This is a genomic window from Corynebacterium sp. SA-MJD20WY100 (assembly GCF_039822565.1).
GTDB lineage: Bacteria > Actinomycetota > Actinomycetes > Mycobacteriales > Mycobacteriaceae > Corynebacterium > Corynebacterium phoceense_A.
Genome location: NZ_JBCJKS010000001.1, coordinates 183,864 through 197,398 on the forward strand (window position 1 = coordinate 183,864; position 13,535 = coordinate 197,398).

The window sequence follows — 13,535 nt, forward strand, 5'->3', positions numbered from 1 at the left end:
CGCCCAGCGACGCATCCCCCTGTGCAACTGTGGTCAGAGAAGCGTCCCCGTGTGGCGACTAGGATGGACAACCATGCACAGCATGCTCGTTACCGGCGGCGCCGGCTTCATCGGCGCCAACTTCGTCCGCCTCGTCACCGCTACGCGTGACGAAATCAAAGTCACCGTCCTCGACAAGCTCACGTACGCGGGCAACCGCGCGAACCTTGCGGGGCTCGAAAACGTCGAGTTCGTCCACGGCGACATCACGGACGCCGCGCTCGTCGAGGAGCTGGCGCAGAAGAATGACGTCATCGTCCACTTCGCCGCCGAGTCCCACAACGACAACTCGCTCGAGGATCCGTCGCCGTTCATCCAGACCAACCTCGTAGGCACGTTCACGCTCCTTGAGGCCGCGCGTCAGCACGACGTGCGCTTCCACCACGTCTCCACGGACGAGGTCTTCGGCGATCTGGAAATCGGCGCGGACACTAAGTTCACCGAGGCCACGCCGTATGCGCCGTCCAGCCCCTACTCCGCGTCGAAGGCGGGCTCGGATCACCTCGTGCGCGCCTGGGTCCGCAGCTTTGGTCTGCGCGCCACAATTTCCAACTGCTCGAATAACTACGGGCCGTACCAGCACATCGAGAAGTTCATCCCCCGCCAGATCACTAATATCTTGGACGGGCGCACGCCGAAGCTCTACGGCACCGGCGAGCAGGTCCGCGACTGGATCCACGTGGATGACCACAACCGGGCGGTGCTCGACATCCTGGACAAGGGCATAATCGGCGAGACCTACAACATTGGCGCGGACCAGCCGGATATCAACAACAAGCAGGTCATCGAGCTCATCTGCAAGCTCATGGGCCTCGATCCCGCTGACGGCTACGAGCATGTGAATGACCGCCCGGGTCACGACCAGCGCTACGCCATGGACGCGACGAAGCTCAAGCGCGAACTCGGCTGGCGGCCGCGCTACACGGACCTGCGCGCAGGCCTCGAGCAGACCATCGCGTGGTACCGCGACAATGAAGAGTGGTGGCGCCCGGCCAAGGACGCCACGGAAGCAACCTATGCACAGCGAGGACAGTAAATGCACATCGAGAACACCACCATCGACGGACTGCTCCTCGTCCGCCTCGACGTCCACAGCGATAACCGGGGGTGGTTCAAAGAGAACTGGCAGCGCGAGAAGATGGTCGCCGCAGGCCTGCCGGACTTCACGCCGGTGCAAAACAACGTCTCGCTGAGTGCGAAGAAAGGCGCCACGCGCGGCCTCCACGCCGAGCCCTGGGACAAGTTCATCTCCGTAACTACCGGTCGTGCGTTCTGCGCATGGTGCGACCTGCGCGAAGGCTCAGAGACTTACGGCCAGCTCGTCACCGCCGAGGTCGGCCCCGACACAGCCGTCTTCGTCCCGCGCGGCGTCGCCAACGGCTTCCAGGCCCTCGAGGACGACACGGCGTACACCTACCTCGTCACCGCACACTGGTCGCCGGACGCGCGCTACGCCGCAGTCAACCTCGACATGGTTGATTGGCCCCTCGAGCCCACCGAGATCTCCGAGAAAGACCTCGCCCATCCCCAGCTTGCCGATGCCCCCTCCATGCCCCCACGCCGCATCCTCGTCACCGGCGCCAACGGCCAGCTCGGACGCGCGCTGCGCCCGCTGCTTCCCCACGCAGAGTTCGTCACCCATGCCGAGTTCGATATCACGGATGACTCCGCGTACGCGGCGCGCGATTGGGAGCAGTACTCCGCCATCATCAACTGTGCGGCGTATAACGACGTCAACGGCGCGGAGACCGACCGCGCGGGCGCCTGGGCCGTCAACGCCCTGGCCCCGGGCAAGCTCGCCCGCGTGGCCGCCGACCACAATCTCACGCTCGTCCACGTCTCCACGGACTACGTCTTCGACGGCTCCCACGAGGTACACACGGAAGACGAGATTCCCTCCCCGCTGTCTGCCTACGGCGCGTCGAAGGCGGCGGGCGAGGCGGCGGCATCGGCAAGCCCGAAGCACTATATTGTGCGCACGTCGTGGGTCTTTGGCGACGGCAACAACTTCATCAAGACCATGGCGAACCTCGCGCGGCGCGGCGTGGAGCCCGCCGTCATCCACGATCAGAAGGGCCGTCCGACCTTCGCGGAGGACCTGGCGAAGGGAATCGTCCATCTGCTCACAACGCAGGCTCCTTACGGGATGTACAACCTGTCCTCCGAGGGCGACGCCGTGGGCCGCGACGAGATGGCCATGGCCACTTTCATCGGGCTCGGCCACGATCCTTCCGAAGTCACGCCGGTCTCCACGGAGCAGTACGCCGAGATTGCCGGCCCCGAGGCCCCGCGCCCGGCCCACTCGACCTTCGACCTGTCCAAGATAGAGGCCACCGGCTTCACACCCATGAACTGGCGCGCGGCGCTCGCACTCTACCTCGCGCTCCTTCCTGAGGATTAACGACCGGCGGATTTCCCGCTCACTTCTGCAAAATACCGGTTACGATCCTTGCATTGCAGGGATCGTAACCGGTAAATTGCAGAATTCTGAACGGTTCTGCCGAATATCGGCCGCGCGTCGTTGACGGCCCCGCCCCGCCTTCCGTACCGTCATCACGGGCACCGGCCCGTGTCTCACCCTCGACGACGGCACAGTGACGTTCCCTCTCGCCACGCTCCGTCCCTAAGGGGCCCTGTCAACAGATAACCGGCGCCGAGCACCGCAGTCGCGGGCCCGGCGCCGGTCGCACCATCAAGGGCCTAGTAGCCGCGCGCGACGTATTCGTCGATGCGCTCGGCCTCCGCGCCAACGGTCGTCTGATCGCCGTGGCCCGGCAGCACCTTCGTGGCCGGCGGCAGGTGGAAGATGACGTTACGCAGGGACTCGATGATCTGGTCGAAGTCGGAGTACTTGCGCCCCGTGGCACCCGGGCCGCCATTAAAGAGCGTGTCGCCAGAGAGCAGCGCGTTCTCGTTCTTGATGTAGAGCACCACGCATCCCGGCGAGTGACCCGGAGTGTGGAACACGACGACATCCTCACCGTCGATGGTGAAGGTCTGGTTGTCCGCGAGCGGCGTGTAGTGCGCGTCGCCGTTGGATTCTTCCCACAAGGGCTGATCATCCGGGTGGAGGTAGACCTCGGCACCGTAATGCTCCGCAATCTCTGGGGCGAGCTCGCAGTGGTCGTTGTGGGCGTGGGTAAGGAGGATGCCACGCACGGGGCGGTCGCCGACTTCGTCGTAGATGCGCTCGGCGTTGTGAGCCGGGTCCACGATGTAGCAGCCACCCTTGCCGCCCAGGATGTAGACGTTATTGTCTACGTCCCACTCGTTGCCGTCGAGGCGGAACTTGCCGGAGGTGACGAAGGAATCGATCTTCATGGTCTACCTTTCTTCCTGAGTTTGGGTCGTTTACCCGCAGGATACCTAAAGTTCCACAACCGAGCGCAGGACCTTGCCCGCCTTCATCGTCGCGAAACCTTCCTCGACGTCGTCGAGACCAATGCGTTCAGAGACGAACTTATCCAGCGGGAACTTACCCGCCTGGAACAGCGCCGTGTAGGCCGGGAAATCGCGCTCAGGCAGGCAGTCGCCGTACCACGCCGGGCGGATGGAGCCGCCGCGGCCGTAGACGTCGATGGCCGGGATATCGATGTGGTCGGTGAGGTTCGGCACGCCCACCATAACGAGGCGTCCTGCGAAGTCGCGCGAATAAAAGGCCTGGCGCCAGGTGGGCTGAATGCCCACCGCGTCAATGGCGACGTCGGTGCCGAAGCCATCGGTGAGCTCACGGACGGCATCGATAACTTCTTGCTCCGACTTGCCCTTGGAATTGATGGTGTGGGTCGCGCCGAATTCCTTCGCGGTGGCGAGCTTTTCGTCATCAAGGTCCACCGCGATGATCTTTGCCGCGCCCGCGAGGTGCGCACCGGCGACCGCGGCCGTGCCCACGCCGCCGCAGCCGAAGACCGCGACGGACTCGCCGAGCTGCACATCGCCGGTGTTCACGGCAGCACCGAGGCCCGCCATGATGCCGCAGCCAAGCAGGCCTACCGCGGCCGGGTCAGCACTCGGATCGACCTTCGTGCACTGCCCCTCGTGGACGAGGGTCTTCTCTGCGAAAGCGCCAATGCCGAGCGCCGGGGTGAGCTCCGTGCCGTCCTCCAGCGTCATCTTCTTCGACGCATTGTGGGTATTAAAGCAGTACTTCGGCTCGCCCTTCTTGCATGCACGGCACTCGCCGCACACCGCGCGCCAGTTGAGGACAACGAAATCGCCGACCTCGACGTGGGTTACCGCGTCGCCCACGCGCTCCACGATGCCCGCGGCTTCATGGCCGAGCAGGAACGGGAACGCGTCCTCGATATCGCCGTCGCGGTACGCCAAGTCCGTATGACAGACGCCGCAGGTCTGGATCTTGACAATAACGTCGTTGGCGCCTGGGTCCGGGATAACGACAGAGACGGTTTCAACTTCGGCGCCCTTCGAACGGGCGATGACTCCTTGTACAGTTTCACTCATGTGGCCCACTCTACTGATGGCCCAGGTCACATGCTGAAAATCGTTTTCGTCTTGAACTCGTGCCGCCCCGTACGACGCGACGCGTGGGATAAGCTAAACCCCCATGAAGGGAATCATCCTCGCCGGCGGGTCTGGCACGCGGCTCTACCCCATCACCAAGGGCATATCGAAGCAGCTCATGCCCATCTACGACAAGCCGATGGTCTACTACCCGCTCACCACGCTCATCCAAGCAGGCATCCGCGAGATCCTCATCATCACCACACCCGAAGACCAGGCCGCGTTCCAACGTCTCCTCGGCGACGGCTCACAGTGGGGACTCATGCTTGACTATGCCGTCCAGCCCCGCCCCGAAGGTCTCGCCCAGGCTTTCCTCATCGGCGAGAACTTCATCGGTGACGACGACGTCGCCCTCGTCCTCGGCGACAATATCTTTGACGGACACGGCTTCTCCTCCGCGCTCACGCACTGCCAACACCCCGCCGGCGGCACCATCTTCGCCTACGAGGTCTCTGATCCCCAGCGCTATGGCGTCGTGGAGTTCGATGCCGAGGGCAACGCTTTGTCCATCGAGGAGAAGCCCGCAGCACCCAAGTCCAATTACGCGGTGGTGGGACTCTATTTCTACGACAACTCCGTTGTCGATATCGCCCGTTCCATCACGCCCAGTGCCCGCGGGGAGCTCGAAATCACCGCCATTAATAAGGAATACCTCCGCCGTGGCCGCCTGCACGTCCAAACCATGCAGCGCGGCGACGTGTGGCTCGACACCGGCACCATCGACTCCATGAGTGAGGCCGCGTCCTACGTCGAGGTCCTCCAAAAGCGCACCGGCACCATCATCGGTTCACCCGAGGTCGCCGCATTCCGGGAAGGCTTTATCTCTCGTGAAGCCCTCGCTGCCCTAGCCGCACCCCTCCAGAAGTCCGGCTACGGGGACTATCTCCTCGCCTCCGCACGAGACGACTAACCAAGCGACGCGCCCAGCCCACCGCTGGTCAATTTCCTTCGACCGATAGGGTTCCCTATCACAGCCATAGGGTAGACACACCACCATCTCGCCACGTGGGATTTTTCTTCGTGTCGCCACAGTACACACCGCCACGCGCTGGGCAAAGCGCACACTTCGGACGGGGATCCACACACGCAACCCACCTCGAGCCGTGCGGGTTTGTCATTCTTATGCCAATGGTCAAACACTCCGCACACGCACACAAGGCGGACACACGTGGTGTCCGCCTTGAGTGGTGTTGCTGTGGCTTTCTTTAGGGCCTGTCTTAGGACGCCGCGACGACGTTAGCTACATGCTCGTGTCCGCGAGCATTGATGTGGATGGGCAGGTTGCCCGGGCCACCACTGAAATCAATGAGACCCGCCCACATGCGGTCGTTATCGCCGGCGCACATGCCGTTGTTACGCGTAGAAGGCTTCAGGTCGAGGAACTCGGTGCGCGTAGCTGCGGCAAGATCAACCTGCATCCACTGAGCCTTGTCCTCCCAGGAACGCACCTCGGGCAGAGCGGTAGCGTCGAGGACGCCACCGTTGACGTGGAACAAGCAGTAACGGTCGCCAGAACCAATCGTCGGGTAGCCGACAATCTGAATGCGTGCGTTCGGGGCGGCAGCACGGATGCGGTTGACGATGGGCGCGTTGTAGGCCACCCAGCGGTTACGAATATCCTGCATGCTCAACGAGCGATTGTTGTACGTGTCGTTGAAGCCGGTCGCGTAGATCACGCGCGAGGTGGCGCCAGTGAGGGCACCGGTGCGGATGGCTTCGTCGACCTGCGTGGACATCTGCGGGCCCGGGGCCATCGACACAGCGCCAGAGCAGGAGAAGTCACGGACGGGGAGGCCAAGCTTCGCGCCCGCGCGCTTGGCAAAGTTAAAGGACTGCGGGCAATTCGTGCCCAGGGGGCTAGTGGAGCTCATCTTGGCGCCCAGGTAGACATCGGCGCGCGGATCCGCAAGGACGGAGTCACCGAACGCAACGAGGTTGCGCTCCTGGGCGACGGCCTGCGGGGCAGCAACACCGAGTGAGACAGTCGCGAGGACTCCGGCGAGCGTCGCTGTGAGAGACTTCTTCAGCGATTTCTTGGTAAAGAGCATGAGTTACTTCCCTGCTAGGTACTGGGACGGCTATGTTCCGAAACAAAACTACACTATATTGTCACACGAGTAACGTGCGCAACACTCCAACTGGTGAATGCAACGGTGCTTATGCCGACGGCGATAGTTAGATATACCCTGATTGACACCCGTAACTTTCATTAAAGGATGATCCCTCATGACCCTCTCGCTCTCTAGCGTGCCGTTCTATGCGAAGGCTTTCGGCGCTTTAGCAAAGACCCTCGTCAGCAGCGGCATCGTCAGCCCAGAGGGCGGACCGCGCGCCATAGCATCGCTGCCGGGAGTTCTTGCCCGTTACCGGTTCACCACCGCACGCGAGCTCGAGCAGGGCTACCTCACGTGCCCCGAGCGTATTGCTCTCATTGATGATGACGGTGCTTTGACCTATCGACAGCTCCGCAACGAGGCACGCACGTTTGCGCGTCACCTGCGTCGCCACCACGGCGATGACATCCGCCTCGGCGTCATGGCCCGCAACGGCCGCGGCATCATCACGCCGCTGGGCGCAAAGGGCTACGCAGGTGCCACCATCTACCTGCTCAACATCGGCTCCTCCGCAGAGCAGCTGCTGGGCTCCATGGAAGAAAACCGCATCAATGTGCTCGTCGTCGACGACGAGTTCCTGCCGCGCGTGCCGAAGAACTACAGCCACGACCTCGAGCTCATCGTCGCCCACGAGGGCGACGGCGAAGCCGACCATAGCCTGACAACGCTGGACTCCATCGTCCGCCGCCCGGAGCTCGTCGCCGACGAGAAGCTGCCGGCGTTCCCTCAGCACGGCGATATCGTGCTCATGTCGTCCGGCACGACGGGCGTCCCCAAGGGCATCATCCGCCCCGAGCCGAAGTTCCCGTTCGTGCTCAGCACCGTCATGGGCAACGTGCCGTGGCGCGCCGACCAAAAGATTCAGCTCACCGCGTCGATTTTCCACACGTGGGGCTGGGCATGCCTCAACATTGCGCTGGGCGCACGCAACACCATCGTGACGCACCGCGTCTTCGACCCCGTTCAGTGCCTCGATGACATCCAGCGCTACCAGTTGGACGGCCTCATTTCTTCGCCGGTGTTCTACCGCCGCATGGTCGAGGCCGATCCTGAGGGCACGTATGACACGTCCTCCCTGCGCTTTATCTGCTCTTCCGGCCACGCGCTCACGCCGACCCTCGTCGAGGAAACCATCGACCGCTTCGGCCCCATCCTCGCCAACATCTATGGCTCGACGGAGCTTACGCTCGCCGCAGCCGCGAATGCCGAGCAGGTCGCCTCGGATCCAACACTCGCGGGTTCCGTCGCCACGGGCACACGCCTGAAGATCCTCGACAAGGACGGCAACGAGTTGCCGCGCGGCGAGGAAGGCGAGATCTACCTACATAACTCCATGACGCTCACGGGCTACACGAAGCCCGGCATGGAGGTCAATCGCGTGCAGGGACTCGTGTCCATCGGCGACTTGGGCTACATCGACGAGGAGGGCTACCTCCACGTCGTGGGTCGCGCCGACAACATGATCATCGTGGGCGGCGAGAACGTCCACCCGGAGTCCGTCACCGAGGTGCTGGAATCCATGCCAGGCGTCCACGAGGTCTACTCCGGTGGCGTCGATGACGAGGACCTGTTCAAGCGCGTGGCAGTCTGGGTTGTCCGCACGAAGGACAAGCTGGGCGAGGCACTTACCGAAGACGCCATCCGCGAATTCGTCGAGGAAAACCTGGCGTCACATTCCGTCCCGCGTGACGTCCACTTCTTGGACCGCCTGCCGCGCAACCCCACCGGCAAGGTCGTGCCGCGCCTGCTGGGCTAACCGCCCAGGACCGCGTATGGAATAACCCCAGTCGCTTCGGCGACTGGGGGTGCTCGTTTTGTTCGCGGCGTGACACCGCGAAACCCCCAGCTAGAGAAGCGATCTAGGCTTTCTAACTGGGGGTTTAGTGGAGCCGCCTGTGAGAATCGAACTCACGACCTTCTCATTACGAGTGAGATGCTCTACCGACTGAGCTAAGGCGGCGCGCTGCATGTAACAGCGTGCATAAGCTTAGCGGACAACCGTCCCAGTTAAAAAATCGGGCCGGTCAACGGGCGCGGCAGGCTATGCGGAGGCGTCCTACCAGCCCGTTGAGCGCCATCGTGGGATCGAGATTGACGAGCAAACGCTCGCGGCACAGGACAACGGCATTCTGCGCCGCGACGAGGCCTTCCTCGCTCACGCGCGCGGCGAGATCGCCTGCGAGCCCGGAGAAATCGGGGTGCGTGGCCTCCACCGCAGCGCCAACTTTAAGCATGAGCGCGTCGCGGTAGATACCCAGGAGGTCAACCAAGGCGGTATCGAGCAAGTCGTATTGCGTACGTTTCTGGCGTGAGCGGCGCGCCGGCTCCCGTTTCTTGATCTCTTTTTTAATCTCGCTCTGGACCTTCGCCGCGCCCTTGCCCTTCGCGCCGGCGCCGAAGGCCATGGCGATCTCCTCGTCCTCCTTCGCGCTTTTGGCCTCGTTGATGGCCTTCGCCTCGTGGGTCACGTTGGTGATCAGCCGCGAGGCCGCGACAAAAGCGCCCGAGCCATGGAAGATGTCCTCGGCCAGGTTGATGGCCATGGTGCGGCGGCGCTGGGCGTCCGTATTCTGCACAAGCTGGCGTGCCCTGCCGACGTTGCGCAGGCTGGTGACGGCGGCGAGACGGGCATCGGCAGGCGAGGCGCCTTCTGCAACGAGATCCTCGACGATCTGATCCACGGTCGGCGCAGGGATATAGAGGTGGCGGCAGCGCGAGCGCAGGGTCTGCGAGAAATCCTCCGGTGCCGTCGAGGGCGCGCACAGAATGAGTACCGTCGTCGACGAGGGCTCCTCGACGGTTTTGAGCAAGGAGTTGGCCGCGGAGTCCGTGAGACGATCTGCCTTGTCATAGATGACCACGCGCCACGGTGCGACGGTGGGACGCGTCGCGGCGTCACGGATCATGTCGCGCACGCCGTCGACGCCGATGGTGAGCCCCTCGGGGCGGATGAACACCAAGTCCGTGTGCCGCGGGTCCGGCCCGAGAATGCCGCGGCAGGTCTCGCACGTGCCGCAACCGCGACCGGGCTCCACGGGACACATGAGCGCGGCCGCGAACGCCTGGGCCGCCAGCGCACGACCGGCGCCGGGCGGACCGGTAAACAGCCAGGAATGCGTCATTGCACGAGGGTCGGTACCAGGCAAGCCATGCGCCGCGGCGGCCGCGGCGAGGATGGTGTCGCGGACCGAGGGGGCATCGGCAAGCCGGGCGGCGACAGAGAGATTTTCGGGGGAACTCACCCGCTCCAGCCTAGTAGAGTATGAAGTTATGAACAGACTCCTGCGCGCAGCCGGCTGGCTCCTGCACACCTCGTGGCCGAAATACGCGGCGCTGGTGCTGGGCGGCAATATCGCGGGAGCTATCGCCGTCATGCTGTTTGTGGTGGCACTGCCCATGCCGGAAGTACGCGCATTCGCGGGACGCTTTGACAGCCTGTGGGCTATCGGCGTCGCTTACGTTGTCTTTGCCGTGCTCGTGGGCATGGTCGTGACAAGCTTTATTTTCCGGCCGGTCCTCGATTGGCAACGCAGCCCGGATACGCACGATCCCAACATGGTGCGCGGCGTGGTGCTGCGCATTCCTATCTATCAAGCGGGCGTGGCCGGACTCGTATGGGGCCTGGGCATCGTGCTCACCGTCATCATTGCGGCGGCCGATTCCGGGCGGCTTGCGGTCATCATCGGGATTTCGGGCGCGCTCGCGGCGATGATCGTCTGTCTGCTCACGTACCTGCAGGCAGAGAACCTCGTGCGTCCCATCGCGGCGGAGGCGCTCGCCCGCCGCTTTGAGGACTCCACGCTCGAGCCGCCCGTGAAGTATCGCCTCATCACGGCATGGATCATGACCTCAGGCGTGCCGCTCGTGGGCATCATCTTGCTCATGAGGGCGCGCTACGCCGGGTGGTTTGATGGGGACCTCTCCATTCTTATCGCGGGCCTCGCCGCCGCCGCACTCATCACGGGTTTTGCCGGCACGTATTTTTCCATGCACTCCGTCGTCGACCCCATCCTCGAGCTCCAGGACGCCATCCGGCGCGTGCGCCTGGGCGACAAAGGCGTCCAGGTCGACATCTACGACGGCTCGGAGCTGGGCGTGCTGCAGGCCGGCTTCAACGAGATGATGAAGGGCCTGGCCGAGCGTCAGCGCGTGCGCGATATCTTCGGCCGCTACGTCGGCACCGAGGTCGCCCAGCGCGCGCTCGAGGAAAATCCGCAGCTCGGCGGCGAGGACCGCAAGGTCGCCGTCATTTTCGTTGACGTCATCGGCTCGACCACCTTCGCGGTCAACCACACCCCGGAGGAGGTCGTGGAGGCGCTCAACGAGTTCTTTGAGCGCGTCGTGGCCGTCGTGCACCGCAACAAGGGCATCATCAACAAGTTTCAGGGCGACGCGGCCCTGGCCATCTTCGGCGCACCGCTGACGGTTTACGACTCCACGTCGCTGGCGCTGCAGGCCGCGCGTGAGCTACGCCTGGAGCTGCGCGATCTGGAGCTGCAGGCAGGCATCGGCGTCGTGGCTGGCCACGTGGTCGCAGGTCACATCGGCGGCGCGGACCGCTTTGAGTACACCGTCATCGGCGACGCGGTAAACGAAGCCGCGCGCCTCACGGAGCTCGCCAAGGACACCCCTGGCCGCGTGCTCACCAACGCTGCCACGCTCAAGACCGCAAACGAGGCGGAACAAGCCCGCTGGACGCTCATGAAGTCCATCGAGCTGCGTGGCCGCCACCGCATGACGCAGCTCGCGCGCCCCATCCGCGCGACGCTCGCGGACCGTTCCTAGCCCGCACTGGCTGCCAAAAATCTCCGCCGCGCTCGACGATTTTCTACCGTTTTGGCAAGCACTGCACGCCGCGACAGTTCCCAACTCATTAGGTATGCTGAACGGCCATGACGTCCAGTATGCCGCCAGCTCCTGCTCGCCCGCCCCGCATGCTCGTCCCCGACGTCGCGCGCGGACTCGCTTTGCTGGGCATTGCGCTCGCCAACGCGCCCACGGCATGGTTCCTCGATGACGATACGACAGAGCGCGCCGACTACTTTGGCGGCGCCGTCTCTAGCGCGGATGACGCCACAGTCCTCTTCACAGCGGTGACATCTCACGTTCGAGGCCTGCCCATGTTCTCCACGCTGTTGGGCTTTGGCGTGGGTCTTATCGTCATGAGCCTGTGGCGCCGCGGCTTTCCCGTGGGGCGCACGCGCGCGGTGGTCGTGCGCCGCTACGCCTTCCTCGCGCTCTTCGGTGCTCTCCACGCCATCTTCCTCTTCCATGGCGACATCATGTTCTTCTACGGTGTAGCCGGCATTGTGCTCGGCTTGATCTTCACGTGGACCGATAAGGTGCTCATGCGGGTCGCGTTCGGCATGCTGTGCTTCTGGACGCTCATGGGAGTGAGCATGTCCATCGGTGCGTTCTTTGAACCGGAAGCACTGGCGTTCGGCGGCGGAGGCTATTCCCCTGCGGATACCTATCCCGCGATGCTCCTCGACAACCTGTCGTATTTCGCCTTTCAAGCAGTGTCCACGCCGTTCTTCCTCATTCAGCTCTTCCCGGTGATGATCATCGGCTTCGTGTGGGCGCGCCGCGGCACACTCAGCGACGTCGCCGCGCACCGCCGTGAGCTGCTCATCTGGGCTGTCGTCGGCGTGATCATTGCGGTAGGCATCGGCCTGCCGTGGGCCCTGAGCGCCCTCGACATCATCCCGGCAGACATGGAGCCGTTCTTTATGTACCTCAACAATGCACTGGGCGTATTCACCGGCCCCGGCATCCTGGCTGCCCTCGCGCTTCTCATCGACGGCGTCCAGCGCCGCGTGTGGGACGGCGCCGCCGCACCCGCCTGGTTGTCCATCCCCGCAGCGCTGGGCAAGCGCTCCATGAGTGGCTACCTGGTGCAGTCCATCCTCTTCTTCATCGTTGCCAGCCCCTTCCTCTTCGGGCTCGACCTTGACGCCTTCGGCATGTCGATCATCGCCTTCTTCATCTGGGTCGCCACACTCGTGGGTGCCGCCGTACTCGAAGCGCTGGGCAAGCAGGGCCCCTTCGAGCACCTGCACCGCCGCCTGTCGTACGGTCCGACGGGCCGCGCGGAGCTTAGCGCGCCACACCGCGCATAAGCAGCAGCTTTCCGATGCCCCGCGTGGCGACCTCTGCCGCGCCCGCCACGCGCCAGGTCTTCTTGTCATTCCGCTCGCGCCACGCACGCAGGAAAGTGAGCGCCTCCGAGGCTGCGAGCAGATTGGCACCGTGGCTCAGCCCCGCAGCGGCGGGGCTCTGCGCGCGCAGCATTCCGTCATTCGCGAGCGCGACGAGCACCGCCGTGGACAGCGCCCCCACTCCCGTGGCGGTGCGCAGCGTGCCATCACTTACTGCTGCCGTGGACAAGCCAAGTGCGGCAACGAGGCCGCCCATGACGTAGCTCGCGGCGTCCCCGCGAGCGCCGCGCTGGCGCAGGAAGTTCGCATACGCGAGCTGACTGCTCACCACGCCGGCCGCGCCCCACGTCGTGGGATGCGCGAGGGAACGGTTCTTTTCTTCGACGCCGAGGCTCGCGGCCAATCCCGCGGCGACGATCTCCGGGTGGCGCTGCGGGTCCCCGTAGGCGGCACCCACGGCGGCCGGCATGGCGACCTCGACGGCACGCGTCCAGCGCCAGTCGAAGAGGCGACCCCACACGGGCAACTCGATGGTGGCAAGTGCCGCAATCTTGGCGGGGCTGGTGAGTGCCTCCTCGAGCGCCGCGATGAGCGCTGCGACGCCCTCGTTGTTGCGGGCCCACAGGTCGGCCAGGACGGAGGAAGTGGTGTTCTTCACGGTCATGCCCGCCAGCCTACCGCGCAGCCACGACATGAGAGAGTG

Annotated in this window: 11 protein-coding genes and 1 tRNA gene; 6 read left to right on the forward strand and 6 right to left on the reverse strand. The window is 64.2% G+C overall.

The genetic code is table 11. From position 1 onward, the window contains the following. The first annotated feature begins 73 nt into the window (after nucleotides 1–73). On the forward strand, nucleotides 74–1,075 hold the full coding sequence (rfbB, locus tag ABJ196_RS00865) for a dTDP-glucose 4,6-dehydratase (protein ID WP_347304811.1): 1,002 nt from the start codon (nucleotides 74–76) through the stop codon (nucleotides 1,073–1,075). Further along, nucleotides 1,076–2,440: a dTDP-4-dehydrorhamnose reductase gene (rfbD, locus tag ABJ196_RS00870; protein WP_347304812.1), complete on the forward strand. Its 1,365-nt coding sequence runs from the start codon at nucleotides 1,076–1,078 to the stop codon at nucleotides 2,438–2,440. A gap of 299 nt (nucleotides 2,441–2,739) precedes the next feature. Here the strand turns inward: rfbD and ABJ196_RS00875 are convergent, their stop codons facing one another. After that, the gene (locus tag ABJ196_RS00875) at nucleotides 2,740–3,360 is read right to left on the reverse strand and encodes an MBL fold metallo-hydrolase (protein WP_347304813.1); all 621 of its coding nucleotides are present in this window, start codon (nucleotides 3,358–3,360) and stop codon (nucleotides 2,740–2,742) included. A gap of 45 nt (nucleotides 3,361–3,405) precedes the next feature. Then, nucleotides 3,406–4,500, reverse strand: a complete 1,095-nt coding sequence (locus tag ABJ196_RS00880) for an S-(hydroxymethyl)mycothiol dehydrogenase (RefSeq protein ID WP_070539506.1) — start codon at nucleotides 4,498–4,500, stop codon at nucleotides 3,406–3,408. A 103-nt stretch (nucleotides 4,501–4,603) separates the two neighbouring features. On the opposite strand from ABJ196_RS00880, the gene rfbA reads away from it, so the two are divergent. Then, entirely contained in the window at nucleotides 4,604–5,470 is an 867-nt protein-coding gene (rfbA, locus tag ABJ196_RS00885) for a glucose-1-phosphate thymidylyltransferase RfbA (RefSeq protein WP_347304814.1), read from the forward strand. 307 nt (nucleotides 5,471–5,777) lie between these two features. Here rfbA and ABJ196_RS00890 read toward each other — a convergent pair whose 3' ends face one another. Further along, nucleotides 5,778–6,608: a GDSL-type esterase/lipase family protein gene (locus ABJ196_RS00890; RefSeq protein ID WP_347304815.1), complete on the reverse strand. Its 831-nt coding sequence runs from the start codon at nucleotides 6,606–6,608 to the stop codon at nucleotides 5,778–5,780. A 178-nt stretch (nucleotides 6,609–6,786) separates the two neighbouring features. On the opposite strand from ABJ196_RS00890, the gene ABJ196_RS00895 reads away from it, so the two are divergent. Next, on the forward strand, nucleotides 6,787–8,430 hold the full coding sequence (locus tag ABJ196_RS00895; RefSeq protein WP_347304816.1) for an AMP-binding protein: 1,644 nt from the start codon (nucleotides 6,787–6,789) through the stop codon (nucleotides 8,428–8,430). A 128-nt stretch (nucleotides 8,431–8,558) separates the two neighbouring features. Here ABJ196_RS00895 and ABJ196_RS00900 read toward each other — a convergent pair. Together ABJ196_RS00900 and ABJ196_RS00905 are read right to left on the reverse strand one after the other, a co-directional pair. After that, a tRNA-Thr gene (locus ABJ196_RS00900) sits at nucleotides 8,559–8,634 on the reverse strand. Between the two features lie 64 nt (nucleotides 8,635–8,698). Beyond that, entirely contained in the window at nucleotides 8,699–9,916 is a 1,218-nt protein-coding gene (locus ABJ196_RS00905) for a DNA polymerase III subunit delta' (RefSeq protein WP_347304817.1), read from the reverse strand. Between the two features lie 28 nt (nucleotides 9,917–9,944). On the opposite strand from ABJ196_RS00905, the gene ABJ196_RS00910 reads away from it, so the two are divergent. Together ABJ196_RS00910 and ABJ196_RS00915 are read left to right on the forward strand one after the other, a co-directional pair. Beyond that, nucleotides 9,945–11,459 carry an adenylate/guanylate cyclase domain-containing protein gene (locus tag ABJ196_RS00910; protein WP_347304818.1) on the forward strand — a complete coding sequence of 505 codons (1,515 nt, stop codon included), beginning with the start codon at nucleotides 9,945–9,947 and terminating at the stop codon, nucleotides 11,457–11,459. A 107-nt stretch (nucleotides 11,460–11,566) separates the two neighbouring features. Next, entirely contained in the window at nucleotides 11,567–12,793 is a 1,227-nt protein-coding gene (locus tag ABJ196_RS00915; protein WP_347304819.1) for a DUF418 domain-containing protein, read from the forward strand. On the opposite strand, the gene ABJ196_RS00920 is transcribed toward ABJ196_RS00915, so the two are convergent. Continuing rightward, a complete protein-coding gene (locus ABJ196_RS00920; RefSeq protein WP_347304820.1) occupies nucleotides 12,771–13,496 on the reverse strand; it encodes a hypothetical protein in 726 nt (241 codons plus the stop codon). The genes ABJ196_RS00915 and ABJ196_RS00920 overlap by 23 nt on opposite strands. Nucleotides 13,497–13,535 lie beyond the last annotated feature (39 nt).